The sequence below is a fragment of the Effusibacillus consociatus genome, assembly GCF_042652925.1.
GTDB classification, from domain to species: Bacteria; Bacillota; Bacilli; order Tumebacillales; family Effusibacillaceae; genus Effusibacillus; species Effusibacillus consociatus.
Window position 1 is genome coordinate 63,725 of sequence record NZ_JBHSHC010000112.1, and the last position, 25,653, is coordinate 89,377.

Consider the following 25,653-nt stretch of genomic DNA (forward strand, 5'->3'; position numbering starts at 1 on the left):
TATAGCACGAAATCGAATTTCAATTCAAACGGGGGTATAACCGTGAAATCAATTAGTCTGTTAGACCTTTCTCTCCGAGTCTTCAAAGGGATTCGCGAATTCACACTGGAAACGAACGGCGGCAATGTCACCATCTACGGTGACAATGCGGTTGGAAAAACGACACTCTTTGATGCTTTTACATGGCTCCTGTTCGACAAAGACAGCTCCAATCGAAAGGACTTCGAAATTAAGACACTGGACAAAGACGGGAACGTCTTGCATGGACTGGAGCATGAGGTCGAGGGCGTTCTGTCGGTTGACGGACGGCAGGTCACATTACGCAAAGTGTTTAGCGAGAAGTGGACCAAAAAACGCGGATCCGCAACCTCTGAATTCTCTGGGCACACCACGGATTACTTCGTTGATGGGGTGCCAGTTAAGCAAAAAGAGTATAAAGATCGTGTGGATGAGATCGTCAGCGAGGATGTTTTCAAGCTCCTGACCAGCCCGACCTATTTTAACGAAGTTTTGAAATGGCAGGACCGCCGAAAGATTCTGCTCCAGGTCTGTGGCGACATTTCCGATGATGAAGTAATCTCCAGTAACAACGAACTAACAAGGTTGCCGGACATCTTGAATGGCCGAAGCATCGAGGATCATCGGAAGATAATTGCGGCTAAACGTGCCGAGATCAACAAAGAACTGGAGAAAATTCCGGTGCGGATCGACGAGGTCCAGCGGTCGATGCCAGAACTTCCGGATGAAGGGGAACGGTTTTTTGAAGCCAGCATTGGTGAACTGCGAGACATAATCTCCAGCAAAGAAGCTGAAGCGTTCCGTGTACGTTCCGGCGGTCAGATCGCGGTGAAGGAGAAGCGGCTGCGCGAGATTGAAGGGGAACTGCTGGAGATCAAGAACCGGCTGCAGGCGGATACATTGGAGATGGTTGCCGCCAAACGGCAAGAAGTATCCACTCTCAAAGGTCAATACAGCGATCTGGAACGGCAAATCAGCGACAAACTCTGGACAATCGACCGGAACAGTCAACGTATTGGTGACTATCGATTTGAAGCAGACAGTCTCCGTCAGCAATGGCATGAAGTAAATGGTAAAACCTTTGAACACCATCATGACACGAACTGCCCAACATGCGGTCAAGCACTGCCAGAAGAGCAGGTCAGAGTGGCTCATGATAAAGCACTGGCCGACTTTAATCGTCGCAAAGCGGAACGTTTGGAGCAGATCACAACTAAAGGGAAGGCGGCCGCAACAGAAAAGAAGCGTCTGGAAGAGGAAAATGAAAACCTTTCGAAACAGATCGACATGCTGAAGCAACAACAGGCAGCCAAAGAATCAGAACTTCGCACGGCCGAATCTGAACTGAACGATTTGCAAGCAGGCATATCGGATGTCGAAGCTGATCCATCCTACATCGCCATGAAGCAAGAAGCGGCGGCTATCGAGCAGGAAATCCGACAACTCCGCGCATCGGTGCAGGAGGCGGTCGCAAGAGTCCAAGAAGAAATCGCCGAACTGAGAGCAAAAGCCGAATCCATGGAGCAAGAAAAAGCGAAATTCGCCCAGGTTCGAACAATTGAGCAACGGATTGATGAGCTCAAAAAACAGGAGAAAGCACTCGCTTCTGAATATGAGCGTCTTGATCAGGAGCTTTATCTCACGGAAGAATTCATCCGGACGAAGGTCAACCTGCTTGAAGAGAAGATCAATAGCAAATTCCGTTACGCTCGCTTTAAATTGTTCAATCAACTCATAAACGGAGGGATTGAGGACTGCTGCGAGGTTCTTGTGAATGGAGTCCCATATAGCAGCCTCAATTCAGCAGGGAAGATTCAAGTTGGCATGGATGTCATTTCGACTTTACAGGGGTTTTACGGAATGTCTGCCCCGGTCTGGATTGATAACCGAGAATCCGTGGTGAGGTTGCCGGAGATGAGTTGTCAGGTAATCTCGCTGGTTGTCAGTGAGAAGGACAAGCAGTTGCGGGTGGAAACTTCAAATCAAACCATGAGGGAGGCAGTTTAATGAAGTTCAATATCTCAGTCGATATAGATTGGCTGCATGACAACTCCATTGATGATGAGATCAAAGAAAGGATTGTGGATGCGGTTGTCGAGAGAATTTCGGAAGAAACAATGCAGTCTATTGCGGAAAAAACAGAAAAGATCATCGAACAGAAGATAGATTCACTGGTAACTGAGACTTATGAAAACTTCCTTGAAAAGGGAGTGACTATCACCGATGAGTGGGGCGATACCGTCATAGAAAACATTAATATCCTTGATTTGATCAAGAAGAAAGCTGATAAGTGGCTTACTCAAGTCGTGGACAAAGAAGGAAGACCAACAGATAGAAACTCTTGGGGCGAAAGATACACTCGGTTGGATTGGTTTATTGATCAGCGTCTTGATAAGGAAACCAAGCGAATGTCCGACGACATTGTGAAAAAGGTCAATGATGAGATCAAGAAATATATCAACGACTCAGTCAAAGCATCCATCGGTGAAAAGCTCGTCAAGGAAATTGGTCTTGAAAATATTATCTCTGGCACAAAGAAGGCGGAATAGGAGGCTTTATAAATGAGCAATCAACTTGCTTTGGTAAAAAAGGACACCGTCGATGTCGTGGCGGCAAAAGTTCGGGAGTTTCAGGAACGAGGGGAAATCCACTTCCCCGCCAACTACAGCCCGGATAACGCGATGAAAAGCGCTTGGTTGATTCTGCAAAGTACATTAGACCGGGACAAAAGACCTGTATTGCAGACTTGCACAAAGGATAGTATTGCGAATGCGTTGCTGGATATGGTTGTTCAAGGGCTTAACCCAATGAAAAAGCAAGGATACTTCATCGCTTATGGAAAGCAGCTTGTCTTTCAACGTAGCTATTTTGGAACGATGGCCGTTACGAAACGGGTGACAGGAGCCAAGAGCATCGATGCTGCTGTGATTTACGAAGGTGATGAAGTAGATTACGAGATTCTCAATGGCCGTATCACAAATCTTAGACACAAACAAAAATTCGGGAATATCGACAAAGATAAGATCATCGGGGCCTATGCAACCATTGTTCTTTCGGATGGAGAGGTTTACTACGAACTTATGACAATGAATGAAATCCGTAAGGCTTGGTCAAAGTCTCAGATGTGGGGCAAAGATCAGGAAGTAGAGAAACAAGGAAGTACCCACGACGAGTTCAGGCAAGAGATGGCAAAGAAAACGGTCATTAACCGAGCCTGCAAAAGGTATCTCAATTCAAGCGATGACAGCAGCCTGATCATGCGTCACTTTAACCGCCAAGACGATGTGATTGCTGAAGCGGAAGTCGAAGCAGAAATCGCGGAAAATGCGAACAGCGAACTGATCGATGCGGACTATGAATTCGTTGATGACGATACAACCGGATCGCAACAGACAATATTCGACAAAGAACCGGTTTCAACATCCGCCGGAGGCCCTGGATTCTGATGATCGAGATTATACCATGGGGGTGGAGTTGTGGGTAAGTTGACCACAATTGAACCGGGAAAACGGTATGGGCGATATGTCGTTATTGGTGAAGCCAAAACGACGAGGCCAGGGCGCTACGTACTCTGTGAGTGTGATTGTGGGGAAAGGAAAGAGGTCCGGTTTTCGCATCTTGAAAGCGGAAATACAAAGAGTTGCGGCTGCTACAAGCGAGACCAGGCAGCCAGGAACAAAAGCACTCACGGACAATCTGGAACTAAACTCCACTACATCTGGATTGAGATGCGGCAGCGCTGTACAAACCAAAACCATGAGCATTATCACCATTATGGCGGTAGGGGAATCACTGTTTGCGATGAGTGGTCCGATTTCGAGTGCTTTTACAAATGGGCGTTGGCCAATGGTTATAAGGAGGGTCACAGCATCGATCGCATTGACAATAACGGAAACTACGAACCGAATAACTGCCGATGGGTGACTCAACTCAAACAAACCAACAACACGCGTAGATCCAAAATGGCGACTTATCGTGGTAAAAGGCAGAGTCTTGCTGAATGGGCTAGAGAACTTGGACTTAATTATTACACGCTACGAAGCCGACTGCGGATTGGTTGGTCTGTTGAAAGAGCTTTTAACACTCCGATGGAGGTCTGTAGACGTGATTGAGATTGTGAGTCACGCAAGCGGGAGCAGCGGCAACTTTTACACCATTAGCGATGGGACAACTACAGTGGCTATCGAGTGTGGACTTCCACTAAAAAAAATTCGACAGGCGATGGGTTTCCGTGTGTCTGGTCTAGCTGGCGTATTGCTGTCCCATGAACATCTAGACCACAGCAAGGCCGCTGGGGAAGTGATGAAGGCCGGAATCTACGTATACGCTTCCCATGGAACGTTTACTGCTATTGGACTTTCCGGCCACCGTGTAAAGCGGATAGAGGCCAAAAAGCAGTTCAAACTTGGAACGTGGACGGTCATGCCGTTTGACGTTGAGCACGATGCAGCGGAGCCGCTTGGGTTTCTGCTTTTGAATCAGGCCGGGGAGAAACTACTCTTCGCAACGGACACCTATTACATTCGATATCGGTTCCCGGGATTAACTCACATTATGGTGGAGTGCAACTACAGCATCCAGATCCTGAACGAGAACATAGCTGCAGGACGTGTTCCTGCATCGTTGAAACCACGGCTACTGAAATCGCATTTCAGTCTGGAGCATGTGAAAGACTTCCTCTTGGCGAACGATCTGTCAAAGGTGCAGGAAATATGGCTTTTGCATTTATCTAGCACCAACTCCAACGAAGAAATGTTCAAGCGAGAAATCCAGGCGTTGACCGGCAAAGTTGTCTACGTTGCACATGAGAGGTGATTTATATGCCAGCTCCACTCAACCTTATTGGTCAAAAGTTCGGTAAGTTGACGGTGATTTCGGTTGTTAAATCTAATAACGGGAATCTTTGGGTATGTAGATGTGACTGCGGAAAAATCAAAGAAAAACCTGTTAGCGGATATGAATTGAAATCTGGTAAAAGAACGAGTTGTGGTTGTTCAAGTAACCTCGGAAAAGGGCGTAGGACACACGGTCAGTATCTTACAAAGTTGTATAAAGTGTGGAGTTCCATGAAACGTAGGTGCCTTTCGGAGGACGATCCGTCCTATTGTAATTATGGCGGTCGAGGAATTTCGGTATGCGATGATTGGCTAAAATTCGAAGCGTTTCACAAATGGGCCTACGAGAACGGATATGAAGAAGGGCTTACATTAGAACGGATAGATGTTGACGGAAACTATGAACCATCCAATTGCAAATGGATACCTAAAAGTAAGCAGTCTGAGAACACCAGAAAGTGCAAGTTCATTTCGTATCAAGGCGAAACGAAAATTCTAAAGCATTGGGCGGAAGATTTGGGTATGAGTTATTACGCTCTGCAACACAGATTAAAACGAGGATGGACTGTTGAGGAGGCGTTTAACACTCCGGTCAGGGCTGACCGGGAAGCAGGTTTTTGTTGCGAAACGTCAATAACGAAAGCGAGGGTTATAGATGGCAAGAACGAGTTTATACCAAGATCTTTTTGAAATGGAAGATGAACTTCAAGATCTCATAAATCAAATCAGCGAAATCAAAAGAGAAGTAAGTCAGATTGAGGAGTGTATTTGGTCGGCTGCAAGCGAATTGGAACATATTGCGGATACGGAAGACTGCGGAGATGTTGAGGATCAATTGAGAGACCTTGCTAAATACCTTCGTGAGGTTAGAGAACGATTGAAAGTGTGAAGGGAAGGGGAATGAGTGATGAAAGAATGTATCTGCTGTGGGCTAGAAATCGGAGCTATTTATGAATCCATTTAGCGAACCATTGCGAGAAAGCGATACACCTGGTGTTTGCCAAAGTTGTTATGACTATCCGGTTGATATGGAGCCGGTGGAAGGTGATTCCGAATGAGCGATCCGCGTATCACAGCGATGAAAGTAAGGTTGGCAAAAGCTGTAGAGCTACCAGGTCTGCCGGGATACCTAATCACACCTGAAATGTCGGGGTTGCGGTAAAAAGCTCATTGAAAGTCAAGCGAATGAGGGGGAGCCGGATGAATAATACAGGCACCTTGCTCCTATTTTGCCCCCATTGTTCGTTTCCTCAATTGGTTCCCGATCAGAGGGAGAAGGAGTTCGTAGTGACCCAATTGGTGGAGTGTTGGAACTGTGACCAGGATTTCAGAACAACCCTGAAATTAGGGAGATTTATAAGGGAGAAACCGGAGGGGGTGAAATAATTTTTTTATCCGACAAACGGACTTCCCATTATAAGCTATGTCAATTTGTCCGAGTGTATACCTATCAAATACAAGGAGGATGGTACTGATGATCGATTTGACCAATTTTGCGGATGGTGCAGTTGCTGAAAGATTCAACCTTGAACTGAAAAAGGTTCTTGAAAACATCGCAGACCCGAACACAGACCCCAAAAAGGCAAGAAAAATTACACTCACGGTAACAGTGAAAGCAGATGAAAAGCGCGACATTGCCAATGTAAGCATTCAAACAAAAACGGTCGTTGCACCTGCCAGAGAAATCGAAACAAAGATCGTTATGGACTACGACAACACTGGATCTGTCGTGGGGGCCGAATTGAAATCCGGAGTCAAAGGGCAGATGTTTATCGATGCTGATGGTGAAGTAGCTGATGACAAGGGGAACAAGGTCGTCCGCTTCAAATAATAACTACAAATCTAGGAGGGATTTTCGATGATTAGAGAAGCTCTTGAGTATTTGATTGGCCTTGGTAATACGCGGATTGAAAATGTGGGGAATCGTATTTTCTCTACTCAAAAGATTTACGCAGTTGAGGAACCTACTCCAGCAACCATTCAAGTCCATAGTCTTTCTGGATTGTTCGATTATCTTCAGTCGAAGTTTGATGGCGACTACCCGCTGATGGTACATATAAAAAGCCCGACAGAAGTTATTGCTTTCACCTCAATCAATCGTGACAGCAATAGGGATGAGTTTATTAAAGCGAGTGCGATGCTTCCTTCTTTCTCGTTTGATCGGTGGTATGACACAGAGGACTTCAACATCAAACTTCAGTCTTGCTTCGTGAAAAACGAAGACCGCGACATCATGTTAAAGGTTGTCGGAAACATCAAAGAGGAAGCTGTCAGCACGATTGGCGATAATGGCGTTTCTCAATCAGTGGTTGCCAAAACTGGAGTGGCCACTGTAGCAAACGTAGTAGTTCCGAATCCCGTCGTTTTAAAGCCTTATCGAACATTCGTCGAAGTGGATCAACCGGAAAGCGAGTTCATCTTCCGTATGCAATCCGGCCCGAAATGTGCACTGTTTGAAGCGGATGGCGGCGCGTGGAAACTCCAGGCAATGAAAAATATAAAGGCGTATCTAGAACGTCAGTTGGAAACGGAAATTCAATCTAGAAAGCTTGTGATTATTGCTTAACCACTCAAAACATAATCCGCCCGTACATATGGCGGGCGGGTTACTTCTCATAAAGAAACGGCGAAGGAGTCGAAGTTGCCTTGAGTTCATATTTTTCCCGTTTGTTACAACAGGAAATGGAGCGTATCGGAGAGCTAGATCCCAAAGTATCCGATATGTTAAATGATCTGGTGATGTTTTATAAGTGGACGCTGTACTCTCAGTTGCAGGGATGCGAGTCCCCAATTGAACAGCTTATGGTTTTAGCTTTGATGGAAGAGGTTCGTTGCAATCCGGATCTTCCGCTTTGGTTTGAGAAACAAGTACAAATTGGAGACTATCGTGTGGACTTTATGTTGCACATCGTCGATCGCAGTGAGTACCCGGTCAAAAAGATAGCAAGCGTAATCGTAGAATGCGATGGTCATGATTTTCACGAGAAAACGAAAGATCAAGCAAAGAGAGACAAACCAAGAGATCGTTTTTTGCAATCTGAAGGTTTTGCCGTTCTAAGATTTGCTGGCAGCGAGATTTGGAAAAGCCCTTATACATGTGCTCGTGAGGCAGTCAACATTCTTTGCCGAAAAGTGTTTGGGCATGATTGGTACCATAAATCCGACTTACAACCAGATTAAATTAACGAACAAATAACTGAGAAAGGAGGGGATTCCCATCGGTAAGCAACCAACCTTGGAAGACCTGTTAGATCAGCTTGAGAATATTGGTGGACTCGAAATGTTCGGGCCTGAAGGACTAACCCTGCTTTTAGCACTGTGGCGCAAAAGTATGAAGCTGGCCTGGGCAAGAACATTCGTGATGACCAATACCGAGCTCATCTACAAAGCAGGCTTCAAGAATCGGGAATCCCTAAACAATGTAAGGCACAAAGTTTCTCAGGCAGGACTCTTTCATTACAAGCCTCCATCACGAGGGAAGTCGGAAGGCATATACACCTTAGAATTCGACTTAGTTTCTGCTATTCAAAAAAGGGTTGTCAAGGAACCTGTCAGCGTGGCTGACAACTTTCCCGACAACTTCCCTGACAGGTTTGCCGACAACTTCACCGACAACCTGCCTGACAACTTCCCTGACACTAATGTTAGTAAGTTAGTTAGTAAGCTAGAAGGTAAGTTAAACGCGCGCGCGCGGGAGTCAATTCCGGATGCTTGGGAAACAATTCGCCAAGAATTCGAACAAACATTTTGCACAACGATGAAACAGTCCCATTTTGAGATGATAGGCAGCTATCTCGATGAGGGAATGGAGATTGAGTTAATTCTCCTAGCTCTTGAGGATGCACGGAACAATCAGGCTGAATACCCCAAATACCTTTGGCGTATCCTCGATGCTTGGACAGTCCGAAATATTAAAACCATTGCCGATTACAGGCGGGATCTGCAGGCCCAAGCCAATAACAAACCTGAAACAGGAGAGCAAAAACCGCTGTTTCGGCCAAAACAAAAAAAGGTGAAATCAGAATACCTTGATAAACTCCGAAAGGCGGGGTTGAAATGAGCGCGGATATCAAAACGCTTCGCATGCAGCTGATCGAACTTTTCGCCTTGCTCGAGTATAAGCCTAAGCAAATCGACGAGCGAATCATTTACGCTTTGGGCGACAAAAGAGAAATCGGACAGATGAATGTGGCCGAGATCAACAAGGTGATGGAAGTCACCATGAAGTATGTGACCCCACTTGAATACGCAGGTCTACTCGAACGTCTTGTAAGAGGTGCAGAGAAGATCGAGAAATTGAATTCTGAGTCTGGGGAGTTCCGGAGTGCCATCAAGTTATACAACCGTTTGGAGCGTCTCATCAGGGAACTTAGAGGAATGGGGAGTGATGTTGCTTCATGACCTACGCCCAAGCCATGTATGTGATCAAAGACCGGAATTCCACACTTGAGGAATTGTACCGGGTTCTGTATGCGATTCGAGAGGGGAGGGTGAGCAATGGGAGCTACACCTAAAATTCACTTTCATGGCTATCGCCTAAATACCGCAGACGAAAGGGAAGTCATCAGGCAAATGCTCTTGGAGTCAAAAAACTGCTTGAACTGCGGAACACGTCTTCCGCGGGGGCACGGGTACAAGCGTAAGCAGGGATACTGCAGCGCTGATTGCTATCAAGCCAAACCGCCCAAGATGGCCTTGTTAGAAAAGATCCATGGCAAGCCAATCCGAGAGATTGTCGTTGAGGAGTTGAACCGGAATCACACCAGCATGGATGTGGTGGCGCAACTGTTAGGTATTCAGAAATTTGCTCTGTATCAGTGGATCAAGAAACTGAGAATACGTCAGGTGGTAAGGTGGGAGTGAACGTTATCAGTTTGGGCGCCGGAGTACAAAGCACGACGCTACTCCTAATGGCCTGCAAGGGGGAGTTAGACTTCAAACCTGACTTTGCAGTTTTTTCGGATACCGGGTGGGAGCCAGAGAGTGTCTACAATCACCTTCGGTGGCTGGTGGCCGAATCTGAAAAGCACGGAATCCCGGTCTATCGAACCATGAAGGGCAACATCCGAGAGGACATACTCCTATCGGTCGAAGGCAAAAGAGCGCGATTTGTATCTATTCCCATCTATGTTCGGAACCAAGACGGCGAAATCGGAATGTCCCGCAGGCAATGCACAAAGGAATACAAGATTGAACCGATCCACAAGGAAATTCGGGAACGTTTGGGATACTATCCTCGGCAACGAATCAAGGAAAAAGTCAATCTCCACATGGGAATTTCGCTGGACGAAGTGCAACGCATGAAGCCAAGTCGGGTCCCTTGGATCATACATCGATACCCACTGATCGATCAGAGGATGACGCGGTCTGATTGTCTCGCCTGGATGAGAAAAAACGGATACCCGGAACCGCCAAAGTCATCCTGTATTGGGTGTCCATTCCATAGTGACCGCCAATGGTTAGATATGAAACGAAGAGATCCTGAAGCATGGTCGGATGCAGTGAAAATAGATAATGCGATTCGTAAGTTGCCTAGATTCAAAGGAGAGGCATATTTGCACCGGTCGGGGAAACCGCTAGATGAAGTGGATCTCCAGGAAGATCAATTGGAACTGGACCTATTCGTGAACGAATGTGAAGGGATGTGCGGGGTGTGAGCAGTGGGATGGGCAGAGTCTATATTGATCCCTCCGTAGAAATGGTTGAGGCCAAGACTCACTGGATATGGAGCGATAATCACCGTAAAGCCGGTCAACCAGTATTCCCGCAGTTCCGAAAACACATCTTCAAGAGTTGGATTGATAGCGGTTGGGTGCGCGAAGCTGATCCAGAGCCGATACAGTTGACGTTGTTTGCAAAGGAGTTGGTGGAATGAAGTTTAAAGCACTGCATTTATTTTGCGGAATAGGCGGTGGGTCTTTGGGATTCAAACAGGCAAAACAAGAGTATCGGGGAATAGTCGGGGAGATTGAAAACGTCCTCGGCATTGATGCTGACCCCGATGTTTGCCGAAACTATGAAACTATCACGGGTTCCCCGGCAGCGTGCATGGATCTGTTCTCCAGGGAGCAATATATCGACTTCCACGGGATAGAGCCGCCGGCCGATTGGAGAGAAGTCGAGCCATACGATATCTGGCGGGCTTGTAACGGGGTGGCCCCGGATGTAGTGTTTACCAGCCCTCCTTGCAAAGGATTCAGTGGACTTCTTCCAGAGAAGTCGGCAAAAACGAAAAAGTATCAGGCGTTGAACAAACTGACAGTGAGAGGTATCAAGTTGTGCCTGGACGCTTTCGAACATGATCTTCCAGCACTTTTTCTGCTCGAGAACGTGACTAGGATCACGACCAGGGGAGCCGAATTGCTGGATGAAATAAAGTCCCTGCTGAAATCTTACGGGTACGCAGTACACGAAGGCAGCCATGATTGCGGGGAGATCGGAGGACTGGCGCAACATAGAAAGCGGTATCTGCTGATAGCGCGTAATGAGCGTAAAGTGATGCCGTTTGTCTATAAACCTCCTAAAAAGCGGGTCCGTACCATCGGGGAGGTTTTGGGACCGCTGCCGTTACCAGACGATCCTGCAGGCGGGCCGATGCACCGATTGCCCCGGTTGCAGTGGAAAACTTGGGTACGCCTGGCCCTGATACCAGCTGAGGGAGATTGGCGGGACCTTGAAAAAGTGGAATGGCAAAAGTACCGGATCACTCACGTTCCAAGGGTCGGAGCATTGGGTGTCGCAGACTGGAATCAACCGAGCGGGGCGGTCACAGGGAGTGCAAGGTTCGGTGGAAGCAATGGTGTTGCAGCAGTTTCAGATCCGCGCCTTACCCTGGAGTCGATGTACCCGAGTGGATACGGGGTACAGGGGTGGGATCAACCTTCACAGACAATCCGGTCTGCGGGGAGGATCATGAATGCTCCGGTATCGATTGCCGATCCACGAACCGGATTCAAGGAAGGGACCCATGGGGCGATCTACCGGGTAAGCAAATGGGAGGAATCGGCTAATACCGTAACGGGCGCACATAGACCAAACAATGGGGCACCTTGTATTAATGACCCAAGGGTCGGGGAGAACGGGCCGAAATTTAACCACGCCTTTAAAATAACAAATTGGAACGAAGTATCCGGTACAGTGGCAAGCGGGACAGGACCCAGTTCTGGAGGCCTTTGTGTAGCCGATCCTCGACTCGACTGTAGACCTCGTTCCGGCTCATACGGCGTTCAATCATGGGACGAGCCAGCGAAGACTGTCATAGGTGCAGGGGATATTCACGCAGGAGCAACGGCGGTCGCCGATCCGAGAATTCCACAAGATACCGAAAACGGCGTTTGGGTGATTATTGCAGAGGACGGAACCTGGCACCGACCGCTAACAACATACGAGCTGGCGATGCTTCAAGGATTTCCTACCCATTTGTCAGACGGACGGCCGTTTCAACTGGAAGGAGGCAGCGACGCCAAATGCAGGGAGTGGATCGGAAACGCCGTACCACCGGCAGCAGCTCGGGCGATTGCAGAAACCATCCTTACCACACTCATGGCCAACCTGTTGGGCGATTGGTTGATGTCGGCAGAAGAAATTTGGGTTATGCCGGAAGATGATCATAGTGAATCGGAGGTCGTGTACCAATGAAAAGATCGTATCACATATACGAATGCGAAGATTGCTGCGTGACCTTTGCGGTCGAGCAGGCTTATGAGGATCAAAGCGCTGTTTGCTGCCCAGTTTGTCTGGACGATGACTACCTGGCGACAGTTGGGCACGGGGAGATGGAAGAGATCCCGGAATCGGAGGTGGCGGCAGAATGAGCCAAGCTAACCGTGGAATGGGTCTGGAAAACCTGATCGAATACACCAACACGGTGTATCGACAAAAACGCTGGGCGGTCGTAAACAAACGACCGACCCCAGTCAAGATTCTTCGTACACATCGAAATGGCAGAGTTGAAGGGCACTTGGAGAAAGCCAGCACCGTGGACTATGAGGGTGTGTATCGCGCCCGGGCTCTCCAGTTTGAATCAAAATCGACTAAAGAAGTCAACAGATTCCCACTTAATAATTTTCATGAACATCAAGTGAAACATCTGAATGACTGTTTAGAGCAAGGGGCAATCGCCTTTTCGATAATTGAGTTTGTAAGACATGACATTCGATTCTTCGTTCCCGCAAAAATGATTGTGCAAGCCTGGGATAAAGCAAAAGAAGGTGGCCCTAAGTCTATATCTTTCGAGGAATTGAATTATACATGTCACGTTATCCCATCAACCCGCGGAGTTCCTGTAGACTACTTATCGATTATAGACAAACTTTTGCAACCGAAAAAACTTCCTCAGGAGGTAATAGAGTGAAAAACCATTTCGAAATCCATGGTGATATCACGATTATTTTCCTAGAACGAAAGAGGTCTAATGAGTGCTTGATAGCAAAAATCGATACCGATGATTTAGATCTGGTGAAAACCAGCTCTGTCAACTGGTATGCCTGCTTTGACAATCATACTCAGTCTTACTATGTACGAGGTTATAGATTCGAAAACGGAAAGATAAAACACTTCCAATTGCACAGATTGTTGATGAATCCAAGCAAAGGTCAGGTTGTGGATCACATAAATCATGACACTCTTGATAATCGAAAAGCGAACTTAAGAATCCTGACTTCGGCGCAGAATAGACAAAATCTAAAAGGGGCCTATAAAAGCAGTAAAAGTGGAGTACAAGGGGTTATGTGGCGTAAGGACGTTGGAAAATGGCAGGCACGAGTGAAACTCAACGGAAAAGAAAAGCACCTTGGATATTTTGACGATTTGCAAGAGGCGAAAGCGGTGGTAGCACAAGCGCGAGAAAAGTATTATCCGTTTTCGCAAGAGGCTTTACAGAATTAAAGAAGGGAAATGGAAAGGGGAAGAGCGCATGAATCGGAAAACAATCGAACGGGTTCAAATTGCGGCGATGACGGTGATCTTAACGGCTGTCATTGCAGCGATAATGGGAACCGCATGGCCGTGGTAGGAGGGGTCGTTATGATTCAAGAGGAGTTTTTCCCCGAAACTCTTGTAAAGGGAAAGGACCATCCGAACGGAACCTGCTCCGAATGTAAATTTATACAGGCGATTAGGTTTTCACATCGGACATTGTTCTTCTGCTACGCCCAAGGCGGCGGAAAGTATGGTAAGAAAATCACCAAAAACGCGATTGCCTGTAAACAAAAAGAGCCTGCTACCGATGATACGATTACGGTTTACGACGGTTATTGGGGCGGGAAAAAAGGGGAGGTCAAACGATGACCCCAGAGATCGGATATCTAGTAACCGCTTTTGAAGACTTCGCCCGAATCTATTGTCCGGAAGATAGCTTGGATGCACAGCTAAACAAATTTATCGAACGCCACCCAGACACCGAACAGCTGAAAGAATTTATTCGTTCGAAAGTGGAGAGAAAACGTGAGTTTGCAATTCGTCTGCCTTGATTGTTGGGATTTCTTCGAAGGAGACGAGGAACGGCGATTGATAAACCGATGCCAAGAATGCGAGGGAGAACGTGATGAAACAAACCACCTTAATGCTGATCTGCCATAACGATCACCGCGGAACTCTCACACCCTACGATTCCAGCAAAGAAAAGAAAAAAGCCCGAAACCAAGCACCCCTGCTCCGGGTGCATGTGGGCTTCCGAACAAGCCACTGTGATTGTATGTCCGTTTCAAAGGTGCGTCAAGACACGGGGATGGGCTACAGATCGGCGAAAATGACACTGGGAAAGGTGGTGCTTTAATGGGACAACTGGCTTTCAAATTGCCGGAAATAGATCGGGAAGCTACAAGGAAGAGGGTAGAGGAGGCACTGGAAACGTGTCTTTTGTATGAACAAATCGGTTTTCATCCGGGTCATGAGGCGAAAGTAACACCAGGATACTCTGAAACGCCACCATCGAATACTAACGCTTTTCATAGCTCTACGGAAGATGTAGCTCAAAAGAACGTTGACACCGAATTGCACCGCCAGTTGCATGTGAAGAAGGTTCGTCTTGCTGTATACCGACTTGGCCGAAAAGAACGAGAGGTGATTGAGAAGCGATACCTCACGGATCCGGACATGACAGACTATGAAACGTACCACGGATTGCATATGAGTGAGAGGACGTATTACCGAATCAAGGGAAGGGCCTTCTATAAACTCGCGTTTGCTCTGAAGTTGGAAGTGATAAAAGAACCAGATCAAACTTAAAATTGTGGCAAAAAAATGGCAGACTTTTGGCAGGATAATGGCAGAACATTTGTTTGTGAGCGTGATACTATCGTAGTAGGGCAGCCAGTGAAAATCTGATTCGTCATCCTGATTCCTTTCCCGCTGGTTCGGTCCGGCGTTGGTACTCTGACATTCTTGTTGACGCCTTGTTTTACAACAGGGTTTTAGAGTGAGTCGGGGTGCGAACGGCAGGGATGACCTGCAAATTGACCAAAAGGTTTCCCATTGACCCTTTTGGAATCCCCCTACCCCCACATCGAAGGCACCTTTACCCGGGTGCCTTCACTTTTTAAGGAGTGAGGGCAAACAATCAAGTAATTTGCCGCTGTCGGCAAGCATTTGAGCGGATCGGTGGTGCGCATACTACATATAAGGAAGGGCGGCAATTGTGGCCGTCGCGGTCGTCTGCGTAGGTGGAGCAGGCGGCCACTTTATTTTGAGAGGGGAAACAATGAATGAACCAGCAAATCGAAAACAATTTCACCTATCATGCGCCGAAACCTGGACAGCCAGAAAAGTATTCGGCTCTCCGAGAAAAAGCGAAAGAGTTTGCATATCTCATTGACGAGTTATGCGTTAATTCTCGCGAAAAGTCGCTTGCCATTACGAACTTAGAACAGGTTGTGTTTTGGGCAAACGCTGCAATTGCTCGTAACGAATAATAAGCGCCATGAAATCGGCTCTCTATCATATCGAGGGAATCCTCGGAATGGTCGGAGGGCCTTTTTGATGGCGTTTAAAAAGGGGGTCTACCCGTGAAGTATTCCGAATGGAAAAAGCAAATGATCCATGAAGATGGAGAGTTCGCGAGGTTATCTCCTGATGAACAATTTCGCATGTGGGAGAGCGTGTTTTCTCAACCACAAAAGAAGTCGCATCCCTGCGCCGGATGCATTTGGAAGAGCGAGGCTGGCACAAAAGTTGTATGTCCTTTTCTGCGGTGTGTCAGGGATAAAGGGTGGAGCGTGGTAAGGAAATGAAATCCTTTTTGAAAGCCTGGAGTAACTTCTGGTACGAATGGCATGAAAGACGGGCGAACTATTACCGAATTCTTTATGAGAAATACGGAAATTACCGTCACATGGAAAAGGCAAATCGTCATGTGGATGAGAGGTATAGGCATTTTCGGAGGATGTTGAAGGATTAGAAGGAATTCCTTTCCAACTTACAGAATGAGTAAGGGGGAGGATGATAAAAATGGATGTAGGAGATAAAAGAAAAGAATTACGACTAGCACTGCTCAAGGATCTATATGAACACCATTTTACTCACAAAGGTGAACCGAAGGTAATACCGCGTGAACCAAATGAGGATAGCGAACATGTATTAGCATATGAATACCTTAAAGACAAAGGATTGGCTGAATTCAAGGTTTACCACAAATCAGCCTACCAAGCAAAAATTACCGCTAGCGGAATTGACTTTGTGGAATCGAATAATGAATTTTGAGAAGCACCTTCGGGTGCTTTTTATTTTGCATAAAAAAGAACCACCGGCGAGGTGGCTATAGGGTCTTACCTTGGAGAAATCGCCTGAAGTTGTCAGGAGATCGGTCTAAATCCAAAGAATATGAAACATGGACTTCTCTTCCGTCAGGATGTCTGAATTCGCCGTATATCAACCGGAATCCTTCTTGTTTTGCGACATCGTACATCGCCGGGAACTGTTCGGCTGCACGTTTTGCAGTGAATTCGTTCTCGTAACTTTCAAGGTCGCATCGGGTTTGATTGTGAGAATATGGTGGGTTGAATAACACAAACAGATCGAAGCGGCCTTGTACAATTTCCTGCACAACGATTGTGTAATCGCCGTACGCTTGTCGGTAAGATACCTTCATTTAATCAACTCCTTTATATTATCAGTCTATCAATGTTCAGTTTTTCTGTCGAAGGGACAAAAAGATTTCGACAAAACCAACACAAACAACGGAGGTGGGTGATGATGTAATGCCCCGACAGCGAAATCCAAACCGAGACAAAGCCTATCAAATCTGGCTGGAACATGGCGGCAACATCACCAACCGGCAAATCGCTGACATGATTGGCGAAAACGAAAAGGTTGTGGCCGTTTGGAAGCAACGTGACAAATGGAATGTTGTACAACAATCAGAGGAAAGTTGTACAACAAACAAGAAGCGCGGCGGAGCTCCCAGAGGAAACAAAAATGCCGTTGGAAACTCGGGCGGCCCGGGTGGACCTCCACGAAATGATAAAGCCGTAACACATGGCTTCTTTCGTAAATACCTACCTGACGATGACGAAATGAGAGAAATAATCGACCAGGTTGGAGAACGATCCCCTGCGGATATGATCTGGGACATGATCGAAATCAAGTATATGGCCATCATTCGGGCCTTAAAGATCATGTACGTTCGAGACCAGGACGACATCACGAAGGTTCTCAAAAAGAGAAAGTCCGATGGGGAATTGGTTCGAAACGGTGATGGCGTGGATCTTCAAGTAACCTACCTCGAAGAAGAGTGGGAATACCAAATGCCTTGGGATAAGTACGCCACTTATCTGAATGCTCAATCCCGGGCGATATCCGAACTGCGTTCTCTCATTCGGCAGTTCCTTGAAATGAGCAGGGAAGATGACGAACGACGACTCAAGATCCAACAAATGCAGCTTGATATCGAAAAGACCAAACTGGAAATCCAAGAGTTGCAGGAAGACAAAGAGAAGCAGCCGACTCAGGTAGTCGTCCGGAGGTGGTCACGTGACGGCAGTACTTCAAGTTGACCCCTTTGCCGACTGGACACCGCATGCCAAACAAATTGAGGTCATGGAATGTGACGCTCGAAACGTGGTCATGAACTGCGGTCGACGTGGTGGAAAAACCAATGTAGGAGCTCGCAAATTCTTTGACAATATTCTGGCTGACATCGAGGCTGGTAAAGGTCTACCGTACAAGCCTCCGAAAAACCGAAAGAAGGTTAAAAAGCCAAAACCGCGTTTGGAATACTGGTGTGTGGCTCCTGACTACAACATGTCCGAGATCCAACAGGAAGAACTCTCCCTGGTGATTCCTGAAGAAATGATCGAAGACTGGAACGCGTCAGGAAACTTTATCTGGCTGAAAGGGTACATCCTGATTCGGTTCAAATCGGCAGAAAACCCGAAGAAGCTGGTTGGTCGTGGTCTTGCCGGTGTGTGGCTCGACGAAGCGTCCAAGATGAAACCGGAAGTGTGGTCAGGGTATTTGTCCTACTCACTCGCTGACAAAGGCGGTTGGACGATCTGGACGACTACACCGGAGGGAATCAATTGGTTTGCGGAAGACATCGTATTGCGGGGTCAGTTTATCGATGCCGGATTGGAAGAGGACCGGTATCAAAATGATCCTGAATGGCGGAACTTTTACTGGACATCGATTGATAACCCAATTCCGGAGCTTCAGAAAAACATCCAGCGTATGATCGAAACGTACCCCGAACGTTACGTCAAACGGGAGATATTCGCGAAGTTCAACGTGTTCCACGGGCAGGTCTATGACGAGTTCGACCGAAATGTTCATGTGGTCGACATTGAGCCGATCGATCTGGCCAAGCGACTTTTTAAAGTCCGTTATCCGGATGGTACGGAAAAACAAGTGATTTTTAAGCGGTACATCGGAGGCATGGACCACGGATGGAATGACCCAGCGGTTCTCTTGGTGGTAGGATGCACCAACGAGGATTATTACATTATTGAGGAAAGTTACCTGCAACATAAAAATGTTTTGGTGGTCGATAACCAAGGTCATTTGCAGGACTGTTTAGTGAAACGGTACGTAGAGCTGAACACAAAGTATCCAATGTCCGAGATCTGGGCGGACCCGTCCGAACCGGAGGATATATCGACATATCAACGTTATCACTTGCCTGTTTTACCTGCGGATAATGCGATAGGTCCGGGAATTCGTCATGTGGATTCTCTATATAAAGTGAAAGGCGATACCGGACGGCCTAATTTGTACATTGCCCGTTCTGCCTCTAACACCATTAAGGAAACCGAAAACTACCGTTTCAAACAAAACAAAGACGGACAACATCAGGAAGAACCGGAGGATAAAGACAATCATACGCAAGACGCAAAACGATACTCACTCTATAACGACGTGTTTGGTCCGAAACCAAGAATCCGCGAACTGGGTTAGGAGGTGAGAGTTTGATCCGAGAACGAATTGCACAATGGTTACTGAAGGCAGCTTCTCGTGGGGCTGTTTTTTTAGTTGGTGCACAACACGGCATGCCGCATTACAACAGCTGGAGTACCGATAAGGCGGTACGCGAAGGATATAAAGCATGTACATGGGTGTATGCGTGTGTAAGGAAAAAAGCTGACCAAGTGGCTTCGGTTCCTTTGGTGGTATGGAAAAAAGTCGGGATCCGAAAAGTTGAGTGGCAACGTGTGCATGAGCATCCGCTTGAACTGTTGTTGCAGCGACCGAACCCCAAAATGCCTGGAACTTATTTAACGAAATCCCGCATGACGTATTTGAATCTGTCGGGAAACAACTTTTGGTACGTGGTAGAGGTAGGAGGACGACCTGTCGAGATTTGGCCCCTGCGTCCAGATCGTGTTGCACCTATTCCATCGAGAACGGATTTTATCTCTGGATATGAGTATACGATCGACGGAGCAACTCAAAGGTTTGAACCGGAAGAAATCGTCCACTTTACACGGTTCGATCCAGGTGATGATTTTCTAGGCATGGGTCCACTTCAAGCAGCTGCGAAAACGGTGGACACCTTAAACGAAGCGCGGGATTGGAACAAAAACGCGATGGAAAATCGCGCGGTTCCTCCAGGTGGATTTTCTACAGATTCCAATTTGTCGGATCCGCAGTTTGATCGCTTGAAAGAAGAAATCAAAGAGAAGATCAGCGGGTCACCGAATGCGAGAAAGCCAGTGTTGATGGAAGCGGGACTTAAGTGGCAGTCGTTTGCCATGACACCTGTTGAAATGGACTTTCTGCTTTCCATGAAGTTTGGGGTGGTGGAAGTCTGTTCCGCCTTTGGAGTTGATCCGATCTTAATTGGGTTCAATGAATACTCCAGCTACAACAATTACCAAACTGCAAAGCAGGCATTATGGGAAGATACACTTATCCCTGAATTGGAAGACGATTGCGCTCGAATTAATCACGATATTACACCGCGGTTCGGAGATAACCTTTGGGTGGAGCCGGATTTGTCTGACGTTCCAGCCCTGCAAGAGAAGTTTGAGGATAAGGTGAAAGCAGGGCAAACTCTCTGGCAGATGGGCGTTCCCTTCTCCAAAATTAATGAACGGTTGGAACTCGGAATGGATGATGTACCGGATGCGGATATCCAATGGATACCCGCAGGCATGGTGCCGATGAATCAGGAAGATGATGAGGGTGAAGCTGGTGGAAATCCTGAACCAGAAGAGGACGAGCCGAAATCTATAGGTCCTATGTCTTTGAAGGTGTTCAACTTGCAAACTGCCGAGCAGCACGCGGAACATTGGAAGGCCTTTGAACGTGCGCGGACGGGTTGGTATAAAGCAGTTGAAAAACGAACTAAAAAACGGTTCAAAGACGAGAAAAAGGCGATTTTGAAAGCTGTCGGAAGCAGTACCGATGGTTTGCTAGATCGCCTTTCTTCTGTGGTCAAGAAGCAAGAGAAACCTTGGGCAAAGTTTATGACCCAGGTCAATGTGGATGTTATTACCGACTTTGGAAAACGGGTGAGTGAAGGGTTTAAGTCCGAATTTGTCTTCCGCGAAACGAAAGAATTCGATGTGTTTGCTTCAGGGGTAAAATCCTGGATAGCAGAAAATGTTGGAAGTAAAATTCCTTTACTTTTGGACACGACCTTAGAAGCCCTGAAGCAAGAGGTGGACGAGGCGATTGAGGAAGGCGAAACCATTGATGAAATCGCAGAGAGAATTAGCGACCTGTACGACGAGTTTCAGGGCTATCGATCAACCCTCATAGCCCGAACGGAAGTCATATCCAGTTCGAATGCAGGTTCCCATTTCGCAGCTGAACAAACAGAATTGAAGCTCGAAAAAGACTGGTTGGCTACTCCCGGAAAACGGACGAGGGAGTGGCATAAGAAAGCCAATGGTCAACGAAAGAAATTGGACGAGCCGTTTGTGGTGAAAGGTGAAAAACTCATTTTCCCGGGAGATAGCACAAATGGAGCGTCTGCTGACAATCTGGTGCAGTGCAGATGTACCCAAACTTACAAGACTGTGAGGTGATCCAATGAACCGCGAATATAAATCCATCCCCTTCGAGGTCAAAGATATCGACCAAAAGCAGGGGATCTTCACCGGATATTTCTCTTCGTTCAACGTCAAGGATTCCGGCGGGGACACGGTATTAGCCGGAGCTTTTCAGAAGTCCTTTAATGAGTGGGGACCGAGTGGGAAAAACCGGATAAAGTGTCTCTACCAACATGATATGTTCTATCCGATCGGGAAACCGTTAGTACTAAAGGAAGATAGCTACGGAGCATATCACGAAACCAAAGTGGCACCAACGACAACGGGGAAAGATGTTTTGGTCCTGATCGAGGAAAAGGTCATCACGGAGCATTCCTTCGGATATGCCACGATTAAAGCGGAGCCTGACAAGAAGGGCGGCCGTTTCTTGAAAGAACTGAAAGTATTTGAATATTCTTTGGTCACGCTTGGAATGAATTCTGAAACCCCAGTCACCAGTATCAAGTCACTCGAAACGACGGACCAACTGGCCAAGCGGATGGAACAGGTCGAACGTATCCTCCGAAAAGGGGAGCTGCAATCGGAAGATCTGATCCTTGCCTTGGAACATGAATTAAAACAGTGGCAGGAGGCCGTCAAAAGCCTTAAGGAACCTGAAAGAGAGGTGATCACCGTGAACACGGAAAGAAAAGATTTTTACGGAAAACTGCAGCGCGTCTCCATATTTCGTGACTTCTGGATGTACAACGACATCTTGCAAAGTGAGATTTGGAGGATCTTGCAGGATACAAACATCACTGCGAAGCAGGATGCCATTGCTACCGACATTGACGCATACAAAGAAACGATTCGGGATTGGGTGACGCGAGCCGTTGAGTCAGGAGTGTTCACCAAGGAAGGATTGCAGAAGCTTGAAACCGCTAGAGCTGAATTCGAACAAGAAAAGAAAAACCAAACACCACAGGATCAAACCTTGGATGATCTCAGTCCCGCTTTGAAAAGTGTTGAATGGCTTTCAAAAGAACTGAAAGCCGGCCGGGTGCTGAGTGACAAAAATAAGAAATTGGTGCAAGATGCGATTTCGGCGTTACAATCATTGCTCGATGCAGCAGACCCCAATGACGACAAAAAGAATCAAAGCACAACGGCCCCGTCCCAAGAGGATGATGAGGCTGTTTCTGCTATAAAGGCACTCCTTGCCGATCTGAAGCCGGGCAACCACTTCAACTCGAATGGAGCCGCCACTACCGAAACGAACCCGGAAACAATCCAGTTCGTGAAGGATCTGCTTGACCAAATGAAAAAACAAGGAGTGAGTCGATAATGACTATGACTGCAGAATTAAAACAAGCGTTAGACGAAATGAAATCCGTGTGGACCCAGTTCCAAGAAGTGGACAAGCGCCACGACGAGGAAATTAAGAAGTTTGGTGCCGCCACTCAGGAAACCAAAGAACAGCTCGATAATATCAACACGAAGTTGGATGAAATCGAGAAAAAAGGCCAGGAGATTGAGAAAAAGCTGGCCCGTTCCCGTGTGTTTGGCGGCGGTGAAGCGAAAGAACAGGAAAACGAGTTCCATGCCGAGTACAAGAACGCCCTTTTTGGCGGGTTGAAGAATCTCGGTCTCGGGAACGACCTAACCCCTGATCAAAAGAAGTATCTGATCGACCGTTCCCTTTGGACGCCTGAACTTAAGGCATTGGCAACGGACAACGACACCCAAGCGGGTTACCTGGTCACTCCGGAGTACATCCGTGAGATTATCAAAGGTGTGGTTGAATTCTCGCCCCTCCGCAATCTCGCGCGAGTTCGTCAAACGACTTCAAAGAGTGTGCAAATCCCGGTGCGCACAGGTACACATTCCGCACAATGGACATCCGAACGTGGAACTCGTACTGAAACGACCGGCACTAAATACGGATTGGAAGATATCCCAACCCACGAAATGTATGCAGACATCCGAATCAGCCGTCAATCTTTAGAAGATGCAGTGTTCGATCTGGAATCCGAAATTAAGATGGAAATGCAGGAACAGTTTGGCGTAGCGGAAGGAACTGCGTTTATCACCGGTTCCGGAATCGGGCAGCCAGAGGGGGTTCTTACCAATACAAGCATAGGGGAAATTGTAAGCGGAAATGCATCGGACATTACCGCAGACAGTCTAATTTCTCTGTACTTCGAGCTGAAAGATGCGTATGCACGGAATGCGTCTTGGCTCATGAAGCGCTCCACGCTGAAAAAGGTCCGTCAGTTCAAAGATAGTCAAGGCAACTACCTTTGGCAGCCGGGTATTGCAGGAGCCGCAACCCCTGCAACCATCCTGGATCGTCCGTATGAGGAGTGCGTAGACATGCCTGCTGTAGCGGCAAACGCTTATCCGGTGGTGTTCGGTGATTTCCGTCGAGGATATACCATCATCGACCGGATCCAAATCACAATTCAACGCTTAAACGAGCTTCATGCGGCAAGCGGTCAGATCGGATTCCTCGGTTGGAAGCGCGTTGGCGGTCAAGTGGTACTGGCAGAAGCAATTAAGAAACTGAAGGTAGCTGTATAACAATGGGGCCTTATTGGCCCCTTCATTTACTTAACTTTAAGGAGTGATCTAAATGGCAACGAAAGATTTGTATAACAACGTGTCTCCTGCTCAATCTATTCGAGCGCAAGCAGTAGCTGCCGTTCTCAACGGAACCGGGGTCAATCTCTCAGGATATGAGAGCGCTACTATCCTTATCGATCTTGGTACGTTCGCAGGAACGACTCCGACCGCGACAATCAAAATCCAAGAATCGAGTGACGATGCGACCTATACGGATGTGGCAGCTGCCGATCTGCTCGGTGGGGCTCTTCCTGCAACAATTGACACCACGAACGATGAGACTGTTTATAAGCGGGGATATATCGGATCGAAGAAATTTGTCCGTGTGATTGTGTCTTCCATTGCTGGAACTGGCGCAAGCCTTCCGATGAGCGCGGTTGTGGTTCGTGGCCATGCACGGCATATGCCGGTGTAAGGGGGTAATCTCAAGTGAGTGAAAAGCGGATTGAAATTGTCCAGTCAATGCCAGGTTCTCCTGACGGCATTCGAGTGAATGATTATAAAAAAGGGGATATCTTCGAAGTTCCCTCTCCTGAAATGCCGGAAAGTCTTGCCAAAGTCTTTTTAGACGAAGGCTGGGCAAAGGAAACCAAAAAGAAACCAGTTCCCGAAAACAAAGCGGATCAGGGACCAGAAGAAACGAAGTAAACAGACATGGGCTGAGTCTTTTGACTTGGCCCTTTGTATCTGAAAGAAGGGATATAAATGCCCCTTAACGCAAATGCGCTCACGGATCTGGCGTCGACCAAATCTTACCTCGATATTGACACGACCGATACCAGCAAGGATTCGATTATCGAATTTCTTATTAACGCGGCATCGGAAGCGATTGAAAAATACTGTCGTCGGAAGATGAAACAGGCTACCTACACAGATGAGGAATACGACGGAACGGGAAGCCAGAACTTGTATCTCAAGCAGTATCCGATTTCCTCCATCACATCGATCAAGATTGACGATGTTGTAGTCGCCGCAACGGAATACAAAACCCGAAAAGAATCCGGTATTGTCGTGCGGATGAATGCCATGTGGGACAAAGGCATTCTGAATCTCAAAGTAACCTACCAAGCAGGTTATGCCGCGATTCCTTCGGATGTGGAACTTGCTTGTAAGCATCTGGTGAAGTTCTACTTCAAAACGGAAATCGCCGACTTCTCCACCACTTTCGGAGAAGGATTTGTAATGAGACCCGAGGATTGGCCGCGTCAGGTGAAAGCCTTGTTATCGCCTCACAGGAAGGTGTTGATCTGATGGTGACAAAAGCAAGGGCACCGATCGATCTTGAGATCCGTCCTGATGCTGGCACCCTCCGATTACTTCGGCAACATAAAGAATTAGCTCCAAGGGCAATTAAAATGGGTCTGGATGCCGTTGTCACAGAAGCTGTCGGTGAGGTCAAGAAAACGATCACCGACATTGAATTAATAGACAAAGGACGGCTTCGGGCAAGCATCATGGGTGAGATCAGTCCAGATGGAAAAAAAGGAATCATAGGTTCTGATGTGAAATACGCAGCGATTCACGAATACGGCGGCGTGATTAAACCGAAGCGCGCGAAGATGCTTGCTTTCCAAGTGCAATCCGGAAGTCAGATCGTCGGGAAGAGTGGCAAGCGCCTGAAAAATCCGAAGAAGATTAGCAAATGGGTGTTCGCCAAAAAAGTCACCATCAAAGAAAAACGGTATATGCGAGGGACCATCGAACGTATGCAAAGTAGCGGGAAAATCGAAAGTCTCTTTGCCGCCGGAGTCCGTCAAGCCATCGAGAAGTTTTAG

At 47.2% G+C, this 25,653-nt stretch carries 34 protein-coding genes; 33 read left to right on the forward strand and 1 reads right to left on the reverse strand.

Going from position 1 to position 25,653, the window contains the following annotated elements:
* Positions 1–42 precede the first annotated feature (42 nt).
* The 24 genes from ACFO8Q_RS15160 (at position 43) to ACFO8Q_RS15275 (ending at position 16,550) form a co-directional block, all read left to right on the forward strand.
* Positions 43–2,025 (forward strand): AAA family ATPase, encoded by a 1,983-nt coding sequence (locus tag ACFO8Q_RS15160; protein ID WP_380026652.1) that lies wholly within the window; start codon positions 43–45, stop codon positions 2,023–2,025.
* Positions 2,025–2,567 carry a hypothetical protein gene (locus ACFO8Q_RS15165; RefSeq protein ID WP_380026653.1) on the forward strand — a complete coding sequence of 181 codons (543 nt, stop codon included), beginning with the start codon at positions 2,025–2,027 and terminating at the stop codon, positions 2,565–2,567. The genes ACFO8Q_RS15160 and ACFO8Q_RS15165 overlap by 1 nt, the downstream gene beginning before the upstream one ends.
* Before the next feature lie 12 nt (positions 2,568–2,579).
* Complete coding sequence (locus ACFO8Q_RS15170) at positions 2,580–3,464, forward strand: recombinase RecT (RefSeq protein ID WP_380026654.1); 885 nt, start codon at positions 2,580–2,582, stop codon at positions 3,462–3,464.
* Between the two features lie 49 nt (positions 3,465–3,513).
* A complete protein-coding gene (locus ACFO8Q_RS15175) occupies positions 3,514–3,942 on the forward strand; it encodes a hypothetical protein (RefSeq protein WP_380026655.1) in 429 nt (142 codons plus the stop codon).
* Positions 3,943–4,122: 180 nt separating this feature from the next.
* Positions 4,123–4,833, forward strand: coding sequence for an MBL fold metallo-hydrolase (locus ACFO8Q_RS15180; protein ID WP_380027024.1), 711 nt, complete (start codon positions 4,123–4,125; stop codon positions 4,831–4,833).
* A 675-nt stretch (positions 4,834–5,508) separates the two neighbouring features.
* On the forward strand, positions 5,509–5,742 hold the full coding sequence (locus ACFO8Q_RS15185) for a hypothetical protein (protein ID WP_380026656.1): 234 nt from the start codon (positions 5,509–5,511) through the stop codon (positions 5,740–5,742).
* 585 nt (positions 5,743–6,327) lie between these two features.
* The gene (locus ACFO8Q_RS15190) at positions 6,328–6,684 is read left to right on the forward strand and encodes a replication terminator protein (protein ID WP_380026657.1); all 357 of its coding nucleotides are present in this window, start codon (positions 6,328–6,330) and stop codon (positions 6,682–6,684) included.
* A 27-nt stretch (positions 6,685–6,711) separates the two neighbouring features.
* Positions 6,712–7,419 carry a hypothetical protein gene (locus ACFO8Q_RS15195; RefSeq protein ID WP_380026658.1) on the forward strand — a complete coding sequence of 236 codons (708 nt, stop codon included), beginning with the start codon at positions 6,712–6,714 and terminating at the stop codon, positions 7,417–7,419.
* Between the two features lie 80 nt (positions 7,420–7,499).
* Positions 7,500–8,033 carry an endonuclease domain-containing protein gene (locus ACFO8Q_RS15200; protein WP_380026659.1) on the forward strand — a complete coding sequence of 178 codons (534 nt, stop codon included), beginning with the start codon at positions 7,500–7,502 and terminating at the stop codon, positions 8,031–8,033.
* A gap of 55 nt (positions 8,034–8,088) precedes the next feature.
* The gene (locus ACFO8Q_RS15205; protein ID WP_380026660.1) at positions 8,089–8,913 is read left to right on the forward strand and encodes a DnaD domain protein; all 825 of its coding nucleotides are present in this window, start codon (positions 8,089–8,091) and stop codon (positions 8,911–8,913) included.
* Complete coding sequence (locus tag ACFO8Q_RS15210) at positions 8,910–9,254, forward strand: hypothetical protein (protein WP_380026661.1); 345 nt, start codon at positions 8,910–8,912, stop codon at positions 9,252–9,254. The genes ACFO8Q_RS15205 and ACFO8Q_RS15210 overlap by 4 nt, the downstream gene beginning before the upstream one ends.
* Positions 9,255–9,350: 96 nt before the next feature.
* Positions 9,351–9,716 carry a hypothetical protein gene (locus ACFO8Q_RS15215; RefSeq protein ID WP_380026662.1) on the forward strand — a complete coding sequence of 122 codons (366 nt, stop codon included), beginning with the start codon at positions 9,351–9,353 and terminating at the stop codon, positions 9,714–9,716.
* Positions 9,713–10,510, forward strand: coding sequence for an adenine nucleotide alpha hydrolase family protein (locus tag ACFO8Q_RS15220; RefSeq protein WP_380026663.1), 798 nt, complete (start codon positions 9,713–9,715; stop codon positions 10,508–10,510). Before ACFO8Q_RS15215 ends, ACFO8Q_RS15220 begins: the two co-directional genes overlap by 4 nt.
* A complete protein-coding gene (locus ACFO8Q_RS15225) occupies positions 10,507–10,728 on the forward strand; it encodes a hypothetical protein (protein ID WP_380026664.1) in 222 nt (73 codons plus the stop codon). Before ACFO8Q_RS15220 ends, ACFO8Q_RS15225 begins: the two co-directional genes overlap by 4 nt.
* On the forward strand, positions 10,725–12,491 hold the full coding sequence (locus tag ACFO8Q_RS15230; RefSeq protein ID WP_380026665.1) for a DNA cytosine methyltransferase: 1,767 nt from the start codon (positions 10,725–10,727) through the stop codon (positions 12,489–12,491). The genes ACFO8Q_RS15225 and ACFO8Q_RS15230 overlap by 4 nt, the downstream gene beginning before the upstream one ends.
* A complete protein-coding gene (locus ACFO8Q_RS15235) occupies positions 12,488–12,667 on the forward strand; it encodes a hypothetical protein (protein WP_380026666.1) in 180 nt (59 codons plus the stop codon). The genes ACFO8Q_RS15230 and ACFO8Q_RS15235 overlap by 4 nt, the downstream gene beginning before the upstream one ends.
* Positions 12,664–13,206 (forward strand): Holliday junction resolvase RecU, encoded by a 543-nt coding sequence (locus tag ACFO8Q_RS15240; RefSeq protein WP_380026667.1) that lies wholly within the window; start codon positions 12,664–12,666, stop codon positions 13,204–13,206. The genes ACFO8Q_RS15235 and ACFO8Q_RS15240 overlap by 4 nt, the downstream gene beginning before the upstream one ends.
* Positions 13,203–13,739, forward strand: coding sequence for an HNH endonuclease (locus ACFO8Q_RS15245; RefSeq protein WP_380026668.1), 537 nt, complete (start codon positions 13,203–13,205; stop codon positions 13,737–13,739). The genes ACFO8Q_RS15240 and ACFO8Q_RS15245 overlap by 4 nt, the downstream gene beginning before the upstream one ends.
* A 138-nt stretch (positions 13,740–13,877) precedes the next feature.
* Positions 13,878–14,141, forward strand: coding sequence for a hypothetical protein (locus ACFO8Q_RS15250; protein WP_380026669.1), 264 nt, complete (start codon positions 13,878–13,880; stop codon positions 14,139–14,141).
* A complete protein-coding gene (locus ACFO8Q_RS15255) occupies positions 14,138–14,323 on the forward strand; it encodes a hypothetical protein (protein ID WP_380026670.1) in 186 nt (61 codons plus the stop codon). The genes ACFO8Q_RS15250 and ACFO8Q_RS15255 overlap by 4 nt, the downstream gene beginning before the upstream one ends.
* Positions 14,324–14,397: 74 nt before the next feature.
* Positions 14,398–14,628 (forward strand): hypothetical protein, encoded by a 231-nt coding sequence (locus ACFO8Q_RS15260; protein WP_380026671.1) that lies wholly within the window; start codon positions 14,398–14,400, stop codon positions 14,626–14,628.
* Positions 14,628–15,080: an ArpU family phage packaging/lysis transcriptional regulator gene (locus tag ACFO8Q_RS15265; protein ID WP_380026672.1), complete on the forward strand. Its 453-nt coding sequence runs from the start codon at positions 14,628–14,630 to the stop codon at positions 15,078–15,080. Before ACFO8Q_RS15260 ends, ACFO8Q_RS15265 begins: the two co-directional genes overlap by 1 nt.
* 476 nt (positions 15,081–15,556) lie before the next feature.
* Complete coding sequence (locus tag ACFO8Q_RS15270) at positions 15,557–15,763, forward strand: Acb2/Tad1 domain-containing protein (protein ID WP_380026673.1); 207 nt, start codon at positions 15,557–15,559, stop codon at positions 15,761–15,763.
* Between the two features lie 535 nt (positions 15,764–16,298).
* Complete coding sequence (locus tag ACFO8Q_RS15275) at positions 16,299–16,550, forward strand: hypothetical protein (protein WP_380026674.1); 252 nt, start codon at positions 16,299–16,301, stop codon at positions 16,548–16,550.
* A gap of 55 nt (positions 16,551–16,605) precedes the next feature.
* On the opposite strand, the gene ACFO8Q_RS15280 is transcribed toward ACFO8Q_RS15275, so the two are convergent.
* Positions 16,606–16,938, reverse strand: a complete 333-nt coding sequence (locus tag ACFO8Q_RS15280; protein WP_380026675.1) for a hypothetical protein — start codon at positions 16,936–16,938, stop codon at positions 16,606–16,608.
* A 109-nt stretch (positions 16,939–17,047) separates the two neighbouring features.
* Here ACFO8Q_RS15280 and terS point away from each other — a divergent pair, with 109 nt between their 5' ends.
* The 9 genes from terS to ACFO8Q_RS15325 are packed head-to-tail and all read left to right on the forward strand — an operon-like array spanning position 17,048 to position 25,653.
* Complete coding sequence (gene terS / locus ACFO8Q_RS15285) at positions 17,048–17,842, forward strand: phage terminase small subunit (protein ID WP_380026676.1); 795 nt, start codon at positions 17,048–17,050, stop codon at positions 17,840–17,842.
* Positions 17,820–19,238, forward strand: a complete 1,419-nt coding sequence (locus ACFO8Q_RS15290) for a terminase large subunit domain-containing protein (protein ID WP_380026677.1) — start codon at positions 17,820–17,822, stop codon at positions 19,236–19,238. The genes terS and ACFO8Q_RS15290 overlap by 23 nt, the downstream gene beginning before the upstream one ends.
* An 11-nt stretch (positions 19,239–19,249) precedes the next feature.
* Complete coding sequence (locus ACFO8Q_RS15295) at positions 19,250–21,313, forward strand: phage portal protein (protein ID WP_380026678.1); 2,064 nt, start codon at positions 19,250–19,252, stop codon at positions 21,311–21,313.
* Positions 21,314–21,317: 4 nt separating this feature from the next.
* Positions 21,318–22,601, forward strand: a complete 1,284-nt coding sequence (locus ACFO8Q_RS15300) for an HK97 family phage prohead protease (protein ID WP_380026679.1) — start codon at positions 21,318–21,320, stop codon at positions 22,599–22,601.
* On the forward strand, positions 22,601–23,836 hold the full coding sequence (locus ACFO8Q_RS15305; protein WP_380026680.1) for a phage major capsid protein: 1,236 nt from the start codon (positions 22,601–22,603) through the stop codon (positions 23,834–23,836). The genes ACFO8Q_RS15300 and ACFO8Q_RS15305 overlap by 1 nt, the downstream gene beginning before the upstream one ends.
* 52 nt (positions 23,837–23,888) lie before the next feature.
* Positions 23,889–24,293, forward strand: a complete 405-nt coding sequence (locus tag ACFO8Q_RS15310; RefSeq protein ID WP_380026681.1) for a hypothetical protein — start codon at positions 23,889–23,891, stop codon at positions 24,291–24,293.
* Positions 24,294–24,307: 14 nt separating this feature from the next.
* Positions 24,308–24,526, forward strand: coding sequence for a hypothetical protein (locus ACFO8Q_RS15315; protein WP_380026682.1), 219 nt, complete (start codon positions 24,308–24,310; stop codon positions 24,524–24,526).
* A gap of 57 nt (positions 24,527–24,583) precedes the next feature.
* Positions 24,584–25,129, forward strand: a complete 546-nt coding sequence (locus ACFO8Q_RS15320; RefSeq protein WP_380026683.1) for a head-tail connector protein — start codon at positions 24,584–24,586, stop codon at positions 25,127–25,129.
* Positions 25,129–25,653 (forward strand): phage virion morphogenesis protein, encoded by a 525-nt coding sequence (locus tag ACFO8Q_RS15325; protein WP_380026684.1) that lies wholly within the window; start codon positions 25,129–25,131, stop codon positions 25,651–25,653. Before ACFO8Q_RS15320 ends, ACFO8Q_RS15325 begins: the two co-directional genes overlap by 1 nt.

Bases quoted from the DNA above. Each gene is read 5' to 3' on its own strand.
- ACFO8Q_RS15165 (WP_380026653.1), top strand. From the start codon at position 2,025: ATGAAGTTCAATATCTCAGTCGATATAGATTGGCTGCATGACAACTCC.
- ACFO8Q_RS15170 (WP_380026654.1), top strand. From the start codon at position 2,580: ATGAGCAATCAACTTGCTTTGGTAAAAAAGGACACCGTCGATGTCGTG.
- ACFO8Q_RS15185 (WP_380026656.1), top strand. From the start codon at position 5,509: ATGGCAAGAACGAGTTTATACCAAGATCTTTTTGAAATGGAAGATGAA.
- ACFO8Q_RS15190 (WP_380026657.1), top strand. From the start codon at position 6,328: ATGATCGATTTGACCAATTTTGCGGATGGTGCAGTTGCTGAAAGATTC.
- ACFO8Q_RS15195 (WP_380026658.1), top strand. From the start codon at position 6,712: ATGATTAGAGAAGCTCTTGAGTATTTGATTGGCCTTGGTAATACGCGG.
- ACFO8Q_RS15210 (WP_380026661.1), top strand. From the start codon at position 8,910: ATGAGCGCGGATATCAAAACGCTTCGCATGCAGCTGATCGAACTTTTC.
- ACFO8Q_RS15215 (WP_380026662.1), top strand. From the start codon at position 9,351: ATGGGAGCTACACCTAAAATTCACTTTCATGGCTATCGCCTAAATACC.
- ACFO8Q_RS15230 (WP_380026665.1), top strand. From the start codon at position 10,725: ATGAAGTTTAAAGCACTGCATTTATTTTGCGGAATAGGCGGTGGGTCT.
- ACFO8Q_RS15235 (WP_380026666.1), top strand. From the start codon at position 12,488: ATGAAAAGATCGTATCACATATACGAATGCGAAGATTGCTGCGTGACC.
- ACFO8Q_RS15240 (WP_380026667.1), top strand. From the start codon at position 12,664: ATGAGCCAAGCTAACCGTGGAATGGGTCTGGAAAACCTGATCGAATAC.
- ACFO8Q_RS15250 (WP_380026669.1), top strand. From the start codon at position 13,878: ATGATTCAAGAGGAGTTTTTCCCCGAAACTCTTGTAAAGGGAAAGGAC.
- ACFO8Q_RS15255 (WP_380026670.1), top strand. From the start codon at position 14,138: ATGACCCCAGAGATCGGATATCTAGTAACCGCTTTTGAAGACTTCGCC.
- ACFO8Q_RS15260 (WP_380026671.1), top strand. From the start codon at position 14,398: ATGAAACAAACCACCTTAATGCTGATCTGCCATAACGATCACCGCGGA.
- ACFO8Q_RS15265 (WP_380026672.1), top strand. From the start codon at position 14,628: ATGGGACAACTGGCTTTCAAATTGCCGGAAATAGATCGGGAAGCTACA.
- ACFO8Q_RS15270 (WP_380026673.1), top strand. From the start codon at position 15,557: ATGAACCAGCAAATCGAAAACAATTTCACCTATCATGCGCCGAAACCT.
- ACFO8Q_RS15275 (WP_380026674.1), top strand. From the start codon at position 16,299: ATGGATGTAGGAGATAAAAGAAAAGAATTACGACTAGCACTGCTCAAG.
- ACFO8Q_RS15280 (WP_380026675.1), bottom strand. From the start codon at position 16,938: ATGAAGGTATCTTACCGACAAGCGTACGGCGATTACACAATCGTTGTG.
- terS (WP_380026676.1), top strand. From the start codon at position 17,048: ATGCCCCGACAGCGAAATCCAAACCGAGACAAAGCCTATCAAATCTGG.
- ACFO8Q_RS15300 (WP_380026679.1), top strand. From the start codon at position 21,318: ATGAACCGCGAATATAAATCCATCCCCTTCGAGGTCAAAGATATCGAC.
- ACFO8Q_RS15305 (WP_380026680.1), top strand. From the start codon at position 22,601: ATGACTATGACTGCAGAATTAAAACAAGCGTTAGACGAAATGAAATCC.
- ACFO8Q_RS15310 (WP_380026681.1), top strand. From the start codon at position 23,889: ATGGCAACGAAAGATTTGTATAACAACGTGTCTCCTGCTCAATCTATT.
- ACFO8Q_RS15320 (WP_380026683.1), top strand. From the start codon at position 24,584: ATGCCCCTTAACGCAAATGCGCTCACGGATCTGGCGTCGACCAAATCT.
- ACFO8Q_RS15325 (WP_380026684.1), top strand. From the start codon at position 25,129: ATGGTGACAAAAGCAAGGGCACCGATCGATCTTGAGATCCGTCCTGAT.